Annotated in this window: 8 protein-coding genes; all 8 read right to left on the bottom strand. The window is 31.3% G+C overall.

What is annotated here, in order from left to right; translation table 11 throughout:
* Positions 1-305: 305 nt before the first annotated feature.
* Positions 306-497 (bottom strand): hypothetical protein, encoded by a 192-nt coding sequence (locus tag HMPREF1983_RS07060; protein ID WP_021753629.1) that lies wholly within the window; start codon positions 495-497, stop codon positions 306-308.
* A gap of 378 nt (positions 498-875) precedes the next feature.
* Positions 876-2,150 (bottom strand): trigger factor, encoded by a 1,275-nt coding sequence (gene tig, locus HMPREF1983_RS07055; RefSeq protein ID WP_021753628.1) that lies wholly within the window; start codon positions 2,148-2,150, stop codon positions 876-878.
* A 225-nt stretch (positions 2,151-2,375) separates the two neighbouring features.
* Positions 2,376-3,758: an L-seryl-tRNA(Sec) selenium transferase gene (gene selA, locus HMPREF1983_RS07050; protein ID WP_021753627.1), complete on the bottom strand. Its 1,383-nt coding sequence runs from the start codon at positions 3,756-3,758 to the stop codon at positions 2,376-2,378.
* Between the two features lie 26 nt (positions 3,759-3,784).
* Positions 3,785-4,936 carry an aminotransferase class V-fold PLP-dependent enzyme gene (locus tag HMPREF1983_RS07045; RefSeq protein WP_021753626.1) on the bottom strand — a complete coding sequence of 384 codons (1,152 nt, stop codon included), beginning with the start codon at positions 4,934-4,936 and terminating at the stop codon, positions 3,785-3,787.
* A 61-nt stretch (positions 4,937-4,997) separates the two neighbouring features.
* Positions 4,998-6,881, bottom strand: a complete 1,884-nt coding sequence (selB, locus tag HMPREF1983_RS07040) for a selenocysteine-specific translation elongation factor (RefSeq protein WP_021753625.1) — start codon at positions 6,879-6,881, stop codon at positions 4,998-5,000.
* Positions 6,882-6,965: 84 nt separating this feature from the next.
* The gene (locus HMPREF1983_RS07035) at positions 6,966-7,241 is read right to left on the bottom strand and encodes a putative Se/S carrier protein (RefSeq protein WP_021753624.1); all 276 of its coding nucleotides are present in this window, start codon (positions 7,239-7,241) and stop codon (positions 6,966-6,968) included.
* An 8-nt stretch (positions 7,242-7,249) separates the two neighbouring features.
* Entirely contained in the window at positions 7,250-8,053 is an 804-nt protein-coding gene (yedF, locus tag HMPREF1983_RS07030; protein ID WP_021753623.1) for a sulfurtransferase-like selenium metabolism protein YedF, read from the bottom strand.
* A gap of 45 nt (positions 8,054-8,098) precedes the next feature.
* Positions 8,099-9,127: a selenide, water dikinase SelD gene (gene selD, locus HMPREF1983_RS07025; protein WP_084404579.1), complete on the bottom strand. Its 1,029-nt coding sequence runs from the start codon at positions 9,125-9,127 to the stop codon at positions 8,099-8,101.
* Between the last annotated feature and the right edge of the window lie 126 nt (positions 9,128-9,253).

The raw sequence follows: 9,253 nt of genomic DNA, 5'->3' as shown, positions 1-9,253 counted from the left end.
TATTTTTTAATATTAATATATATATATTATTAATATTAAATTCATTTCGCATATAAATTATTTGTAATAAACCGCTTACATTTTAGTGGATTTCTTTTATTACTTAGGCAAAAATAATATATTGTTTGCTCTTCTAAATATATTATGGCAAAATTGTGATAATATCTGAGCAAATATATTGCATTTTTAAAATTTATTAAATTGAAAATAGAAAAAAGTAATCTATTCGTTATATACTAATATTTGTACCTTGTAGTTCAATATATTAAAAAAGAAGACCGATAAAAATCAGTCTTCTTTTTTTCTTATGCCGCATGGTCATTACAATGACATTCTCCTGTTTTGCAGTTACCACATTCGCAATCTTCTTTTGCACTATGACAACCACATTTGCAGTTTTCTTCACAATTACAAGTTCCTTCTTTACAATTACCGCACTCACAATTTTCTACAGCATCATGGCAATGGCAGTGGTGTTCACATTGACATTTTTCCATTTTAATGTTCCTCCTAAAAATTACTTTTGTTTCTACTTTAATTTTATATGTTTATGGTCTAATAGTCAATAGAATTTCAAATTAAGGAATCATTACGAATAAGCATTCTATCAACATTTATTACTATTTAACAATAAACAATTAGTAAACTTTAATTTTCTCTTTTATTTTAATTATAGTTTAAGTTGATAGTATATAATGATAGTCAGTTAATAATATTTTTTTCATAATATAGGCTTGCAAATTTGCAAGCCTTTCTCCTTTTCTAATCTATAAATCTTTATTTTATCTTCATATAATAATTTTATAAAAAACCCTAAAGCTAGACATGCTCTTATCTAACTTTAGGGATTTGTTACCGAATAACCTAATTATTAATTATTGGTTGTTATTCTCTTTTAAGAAATCAATAACTTTTTTAGCTGTTAGTTCTGAAACCAAACTTTCTACACTAATACGACTTCTAATACCTTCATCAGTCATAGAATACATTTCAGCCAGTTGTTTTACTTCTGAATCAATCTCTTCTTCCGATACTTTAACATTTTCCGTTTCAGCTATTTCACCTAAAACAAATGATGTTTTAATTTTATTCTCTGCTTCTGATTTCATTTCTTCTTTTACCGAATCGGTAGCTTTTCCGGTAAGTTGCTCGTATAGGTCAAACGATAACCCTTGACGAGATAAATTACCGGTAAATTGTTCGAACATTGATTCAATCTCTTGTTCTATTAATTTTTCAGGTATATTGACAGTTGCATTTTCAACAACTGTTGTAATAATTTTATCAGAATGAGTTTTTTCTGTTAATTCTTCTTTTTCAAGTTTAAGTTCTTCTTTTAATTTGTCTTTATATTCTGCAACCGTTGATGCCGCTTCTTTAGAAAATTCTTTTACAAACTCATCCGTTAATTCCGGCAGAATTTTTTCTTTTACATCATGAATAGTCACTTCAAAACGTGCAGCTTTTCCTGCTAAATCCGCTACTTGATAATTTTCCGGGAACGTTACATTCACTTCCGTATCTACCGGTGCAACTTTTCCTTCTAATTGTTCTTCAAACCCCGGAATAAATGAACCAGAACCTAATTCTAATTCATACCCTTTAGCTTCTCCGCCTTCAAACGCTTCATCGCCAACGAATCCTTTAAAGTCGATTACTACTATATCACCTTTTTTAGATTCACCTTCTTTTATTTGCCATTCAGCTTCACGACCTAAAATAGTTTTAATTCTTTGTTCTACATCTTCATCTGTTATAATAACAGTTTCTTTTTCAATGTTTAATTCTTTATACACACCTAATTTTACATCAGGTTTCACTACTACATCAGCTTCAAATGTTATGCCATTTTCTTTACTGATTTCTTTAACATCAATGTCAGGCACTGCTAACGGTGTAACTTCCAATTCTTCTAACGCTTTAGTATATGCAGCCGGTAAAATAGCATCAACCGCATCTTGATATAAAGATTCTTCACCATACATTTTGTTAAATACCGGTCTAGGTAATTTCCCTTTTCTAAAGCCGGGTGCGTTAACACGCTTAACAACTTTGGCAAACGCTCTATCTAACCCTTTCGAAAAATCTTCTTTTGATGCTGAAAAAGAGATAACTACTTTTCCATCTTCTTTATTTAAAATTTGTGACATTTATTCTTCCTCCAAAAATACTTTTAAGTATTATCGTTTAAAATACAAAAAACTCTTGATTAATTATATAGTAAATGCTTAAAAAAGTCAATGATTAGCGTTATTGTTCAGAAAAATTAATTAGGCATATTAAGAAAAAAATATTTTTTTACAAAAATTATCCGGTAAATTTTTCCTTTTAATCTATCGATATTTTACATTCAGAAAATTAATCTTTTTACAATATTATTTTGTAATTTTCTCCAATGAGTTTTTTACCAAATCAAATTCTCTTGTTCTTAATGTTCTCATATCTAAAATAATACTGTTATCTTTTATTCTGGTAATTATTGGTATTTCAACTTCTAATAGTCTTCTTTCTATTTCAGTTGAACTTAAATTTTTATGTTCTAATTTAACTACAACACTTTCTAAACTACTAGCCGGATAACTTCCGCCACCCACTTCAGCCTTGTCTTCCTCAATAGTTATCATAAAATCTAAATCACTTAATTTTGTCTTTAATACATCCGCCTTACCGAATAAACGTTCTTTTGATAATGAGATCATATGCAGTGTCGGAATATGCTCCAACGCTACTTTCTCATCTAAGTATAGTTTTAACGTTGCTTCTAAAGCAGCCAAAGTCATCTTATCCACACGTAATGCTCTGGTAAGTTGATTTTTTTTCATTTTATCTATGTATTCTTTTTTACCTACGATAATTCCCGCCTGTGGACCGCCAAGAAGTTTATCACCGCTGAAAGTTACAATATCAATACCGCTATCCAATACTTCTTTTACCGTCGGTTCATAAGGTAAGCCATATTTTGAAAAATCAACAAGCTGACCGCTTCCTAAGTCATTAATAGATACCAGCTCATTTTCGCGTGCTAAATATGCTATTTCTTCGTTTGATACTTCTTTTGTAAACCCTAAGATTTTGTAATTGCTGGTATGAACTTTAAGCAATGCACCGGTGTTTTCATTTATTGAATTTTCATAATCTTTTAAGTGAGTTTTATTAGTCGTTCCTACTTCAATCGGTATACCACCACTTAGTTTAATGATTTCAGGTATTCTGAATGCTCCACCGATTTCTACCAATTCTCCACGTGATACAACTATTTCTTTATCCTTTACCAAAGTATTTAGTGTAAGCAATACAGCTGCAGCGTTATTGTTAACTACAAGAACATCTTCAGCCCCTGTTATTTTTTTTATAATATCTATTAGGTGAACATAGCGACTACCGCGTTTTTTGTTATCAATGTCAAATTCTAAGTTTGAATAATTAAACGCTATACTTTCAATATTTCCCTTTATTTTTTGACTCAATAAACTTCTCCCTAAGTTTGTATGTAAAATAGTTCCTGTTGCATTTATTACCCGGCGCAATGAATTTTCGTCTTCTTTTTCTACTATTTTTTCAACTTCGTCTACTATTTTTTCTAAACTGGGTACTTCATATAATTCTTCATTTAAAATTTTATTTTTTATATTTTCAATATAACTTTTTATGGCAGATTTTACCGCTACTTCTGAATATGAATTTATTAACTCTTTAATTCTATCCAACAATAATATCTTATTTATTGCCGGTATTTTCGACAACAACTTATTTGGCATAATACTTCTCCTTTATAAATTTATAATTAAATATTTTCAGCTATTTTTTTTATTGCATTTATGGCATAATCAACTTCTTCTTCTGTATTCATACTCGAAAAAGAAAACCTCACTATACCTTGTTCACGTGTTCCAAGCACCTCGTGCATTAACGGAGCACAATGAGCACCCGCTCGAATGGCGATATTATACTCTTCTGCCAATACGTCAGCAACATCTCCTGCCGGTACATCTTTAAAGTTTAGTGATACTACCGCTGTTTTTTCCTTAGAAAAATCTCCATAAAATTCAAGGCAGTCCAAATCTTTTAAAGAATTATAAAATTTATTAGCAAAGCTCATTTGTTTTTTATATAGATTCTCAATACCTTTTTCTTCTATATATTTTATTCCTTCATGCAATCCCAAAATTCCCGCTGTATTTAAAGTACCTGCTTCAAGTCGTAGCGGATATTCTCCCGGATGAACTTTATCAAAAGTACGAACACCACTGCCGCCAACTTTATAACGGCGAATTTCCGGAGATTCCATATTTACACATAAACCGCCAATCCCCTGTGGCCCATATAAACTTTTATGTCCTGTAAAACAAAGAATATCAATGCCCTCTTTTTCCACATCAATAGGAATAACACCCGCCGTTTGCGAAGCATCTACCACTAAAATAAGATTATGTTTTTTACAAATTTTCGATACTTTTCTCACATCTATAATATTACCTGTCACATTAGACCCGTGAGTAATAGCAATCATTTTTGTATTCGGTTTAATCGCATTTTCCAAGTCTTCATAAGATATAAGCCCTGTCTTATCCCCCTTTATAATTGTATATTCACAGCCGATAGTTTCATGTGCCAAATAAATCGGTCTTAACACAGAATTGTGCTCCATAGTTGTAGTAATAACATGATCTTCTTTATTAAGCAATCCTAAAATTGCTATATTTAAACTTTCTGTCGAATTACCTGTAAATACTAATCTGCTTTCATCTTTTAAACCGAAAAACTCTGAAATTGCTTTTCTTGCTTCAAATACGGCACGAAAAGCATTATTAGCCTCCTGATAACTACCACGAGAGGCATTTGCATATTGTGCCGAAGACAATACTTCGTATACTTTATCGGCAACAGCTTTTGGTTTTTTTAAAGATGTTGCACCATAATCAAAATAATAACTCATAATATTTTCCTGTTTAGGTAAAATAATTTTTTATATTATTTTCCTAAAACTTCCCCCTTTTTTATTTTTTTGCTAAAACACGATAGTTTTCTACACGACGCGTTATTCCAAGTTTATCAATATACTCTAAAATAGCCATTGAGTATTTTCTACTTGAGCCGCTTATATCACGAAACTCTGCCAACGTAAGTTTTTCATTTGTTTTAAAATGATTTTCCACCATATTTATCGCTTGTTCAAGAATATCCTTATGCAAAACTAAATCACTATCTAAACGAATAATAGTATTATCTACCAGTGATTCTAAAATCTCCAAACTGAATTTAATACCTTTTGTTAAATCTTTTATCGTTGGCGGTGTAAAACCGCCATTCAACAATTCTTTTTCAAGGCGATTTTTTTCGGCTATTTGCTTATTGTCTAATTTAACTTCAAAATCTTTTTCTGAAACCAAATTACCAATATAATGTACTTCATTATTTTTTATAAATAACTCTATTATTTCAAGTGCTTCTTTTTGCGTCAATTTAAATTTAGACATAAGTTCGACTTTAGGTATCCCTGCTTTTAGTCTATTGCGTTTATGATAATCATTTAGAATAGTTTTTAATCTTTCCAGTAATTCTTCATACTTCTTATTGTGGATAAATCCTGATTTTGTTTCATAAATTATTTTATCTTCTAATAATGATGATAAATCTTTCTCTATTTCGTTACTTGGTAATTGCAAATCTTGAATAAGTTCTTTTTTGGGGATAATGTATTGAATGTGAGTTAACAAATAATTATCCACCAACTCCTTCGAATTTCCTTCTAATTGAACTTTTAATTTTCTAAGTATTTCTTCATTAAAACGGCGATGTTTTTTAGGATTAGCATCTAAAATTATCCCACCACCGATTGTTATCATCGGTGAATAAGTTCTTACAATAAATCTATCGTAGTTTTTCACAGCCACTTCTTCTTCAAGACGTAGCTGAGCAAAACCTTTATCCCCTTGTTTTAACTCATCTTGACCTAACGGCACAATTCTTGCCATAACTTCGACAGTCCCAACATAAAGCCGAACCCTGTCCCAAAGTTCAAGATTAGCCCGCGGAGCGTCTATTAATGTTATCTCGCTGTCTAACATATATGTTTTTGTAAGGCTTCCGGTTGTTGCTAATGTATCTCCACGACTTATCTCATCAAATTTTATATTCGCTAAATTTATCGCTGTTCTTTGACCTGCAAAGGCTTTTTCTACATCTTTTGAATGTACTTGAATATTTCTAACCTTGGCTTTAATTTCACTAGGATAAATAGTAAGTTCATCACCAACAGCAACTACACCTTCGGTCAAAGTTCCGGTTACAACGGTGCCAAATCCTTTTACCTGAAATGAGCGATCGACGTTTAAACGTGCGTTTTTTTCTATATTTTTCGCTTCTATATCTTCTGTTTTTTTGTCAATAATCTCCAACAGAGTATTCAATCCTTTTTTACTTATAGAATCAACTTCTACAATCGGTGAATTTTCTAACACGGTTCCTCTTATAAATTCTTCTATATCATCTTTTACCAATTCTCTATATTCTTCTTCTACAAGATCAATTTTTGTCATAACGATGATATAGTTTTTTATACCCAGTAGTGTTAAAATATCAATATGTTCTTTTGTTTGAGGCATAATACCTTCTCTTGAATCAATCAAAAGTAATACCAAGTTAATGCCACTTACTCCTGCTAACATATTTTTTATAAATTTTTCATGACCCGGCACATCAACAACACCACAGCGTTTTCCACTAGGTAGGTCAAAATAAGCAAATCCTAAGTTTATTGACATACCTCGCTCTTTTTCTTCCATGGTAGTGTCTGTTTCTATTCCGCTCAATGCCCTTATAAGTGTTGTCTTCCCATGGTCAATATGCCCTGCCGTTCCAATTATTACATTATTTTCCATCTATTTTCCGCCTCAATTTTTATTAAAAGCAGAACAAAGTTAATAAGAAAATCCTATATTACTTCGTTCCACTCCTTTTTAAATTTATTTTAACTCATAATCTTTCAATTCAACAACCATTCTTTTAATTCCTATTTTCTTTGAATAGTACAGCCCTTTATATTCTATTTGTTCATCATGAAGTAATTTTACCAATTCATCGAATTTTTCCCAAGATATTTTCAGCATAAAACCACAACCTACTGATATACTGGGGTGGGTTGGGATAAGCGAAGCTCCATTTCCTTTTTTTAAACAAATATCATCAGCCTTTATCGCATCATGAGTATTGTTAAATACCACTAAACCTTCTTCTACCATTGAACCTCCTAAGGATGAATAACTTTATTAGCTTTTCTCATATCCTCTACAATAAAATACATATTTGTCGGATTGCCGACCGCTAAATCAATTTTATTGTAATCGATACACGCTCCGCAACAAACTATTTCCACACCACGATTTTCCAATTCACGAAGTTCATTTAATACATGACTGCGCTCTTTATCTACCAACAATGCTCCACCATTGTAAAATATTATTTTTTGCGGCAATACTTCTTGTTCTGTCAAGCCGTAAAGGTATGCTTTTATTAGTCGTTTCCCTAATTCTTCACTACCATGTCCCATTATACTTTTATTAACAACAACGATATAACTGTCATCTTTAAATGTAGGTATTTCCGGTTGTTCTTCTTTTTCTTCTCGCTCTATTATTACTTTATATCCATTTTCTACTTCTTTTACTATAAAAGAATAATTATTTCTTGTAGCAAATTTCTCAAGGCTATCTACACTTTCTTGTGCTTTTACCAATAATATTACTTTAGTTTCTTCTTCTAACGTTCTTTTGGCTTGAGTAACCGGAACAACGCATTTATCCGATAAAGTATCAATAACCACACCGTCTTCTAAATCTTTATCTTTTTTTATTATTACAATATATTCTGTATTAGATATTTCTTTCATAGAATAATTGTATCCTAACTGAGTAGCTAATTTTTCCAAGTTCTGAGTTGCAACAAAATTATCAACCGTTGTTTCCACTACATCATTTTCCACTAATAATTTTTTTGTTTGAATAACAGGTAAAGGACAAGCCAATCCCTTAGCATTTAATTGTTGTTTTTTCATACTGAATTTCTCCTTAGTATTAATATTTATTTTTTAATGTCATAATTATTTCACTATAACTGCTTTTTCTTGTTTTTCTATTACCGTTCCTACTATCGCACTTTTTACATCAAGTGTATTTAAACGCTCCAGAAGTTCATCCGCTACATTTGCCGGTACACTTATTAACAATCCGCCCGAAGTTTGCGGATCATACATTATTTCTTCCAATGCGAAATCTTTTATTTTATATTCCACATTAGGTTCCACATATGTTCTGTTTAATTGTCCGCCTGAAGTAATTATAAATTCTTTAGCACAATCATATGCTTCTTCAATATAAGGAATATCCTTTGCAATAATTTCTGCTGAACATTTTCCGTCCAACATTTCTACAAGATGTCCCAAAAATCCGAAACCTGTAATATCAGTACAACTATTTACAGGGAAATCTCTCATTATCTCTGCCGAGTATTTATTTAACGTCGTCATTTGTTTTACACTTTGGGCAAATGCCTCATCAGAACATCCTTTTATCATATATGCCGTGTTAATAATACTTACTCCAAGCGGTTTAGTTATTATTAGCTTATCTCCTACTTTGCAATTATTATTTTGCAAAATTTTATCCGGATGCACTACCCCTGTAACTGATAATCCATACTTAGGTGTCGCATCATGTATAGAATGTCCACCGGCTAAAACTCCACCAGCTTCATGAACTTTTTCGGCACCACCTTTTAATATTTGATGCAATATTTCTAAATCCATACTCTCAGGAAATGCAACAATATTTAAAGCGGAAATTACTTCTCCACCCATGGCGTAAACATCACTTAAAGCATTCGTAGCTGCAATTTGTCCATATAAATACGGATCATTTATCATTGTTGTAAAAAAGTCTAATGTTTGAATAATGGCTTTATCATCTGAAATTTTATAAACAGCGGCATCATCAGATGATTCATACCCTACTATTAAATTCTTGTCTTCTTTTTTCGGCAGATCACTTAATATACTCGATAAAGCCCCCGGCCCTATTTTTGAGTTTCAACCTCCGCATACTATCATATCTAATTTTTTTTTCTCAGACATACACTACCCCCCATTCCTCTATATATTATTATACTATCATACTCACAATTTTAAAAGAGTTATTTAATATTTAGTATTGTTAAAGGTTAATATTAAAGGCTCAACAAAAAATCGGACTGATAAAAA

This window comes from Gemella bergeri ATCC 700627 (assembly GCF_000469465.1).
Taxonomy (GTDB): Bacteria; Bacillota; Bacilli; order Staphylococcales; family Gemellaceae; genus Gemella; species Gemella bergeri.
This window is presented reverse-complemented; position numbering and strand designations above follow the sequence as displayed.

What these genes read in the sequence shown, in the direction of transcription:
- selB (WP_021753625.1), bottom strand. Translation starts at nt 6,881, where the DNA reads ATGGAAAATAATGTAATAATTGGAACGGCAGGGCATATTGACCATGGG.
- HMPREF1983_RS07035 (WP_021753624.1), bottom strand. Translation starts at nt 7,241, where the DNA reads ATGGTAGAAGAAGGTTTAGTGGTATTTAACAATACTCATGATGCGATA.
- tig (WP_021753628.1), bottom strand. Translation starts at nt 2,150, where the DNA reads ATGTCACAAATTTTAAATAAAGAAGATGGAAAAGTAGTTATCTCTTTT.
- yedF (WP_021753623.1), bottom strand. Translation starts at nt 8,053, where the DNA reads ATGAAAAAACAACAATTAAATGCTAAGGGATTGGCTTGTCCTTTACCT.
- HMPREF1983_RS07060 (WP_021753629.1), bottom strand. Translation starts at nt 497, where the DNA reads ATGGAAAAATGTCAATGTGAACACCACTGCCATTGCCATGATGCTGTA.
- HMPREF1983_RS07045 (WP_021753626.1), bottom strand. Translation starts at nt 4,936, where the DNA reads ATGAGTTATTATTTTGATTATGGTGCAACATCTTTAAAAAAACCAAAA.
- selA (WP_021753627.1), bottom strand. Translation starts at nt 3,758, where the DNA reads ATGCCAAATAAGTTGTTGTCGAAAATACCGGCAATAAATAAGATATTA.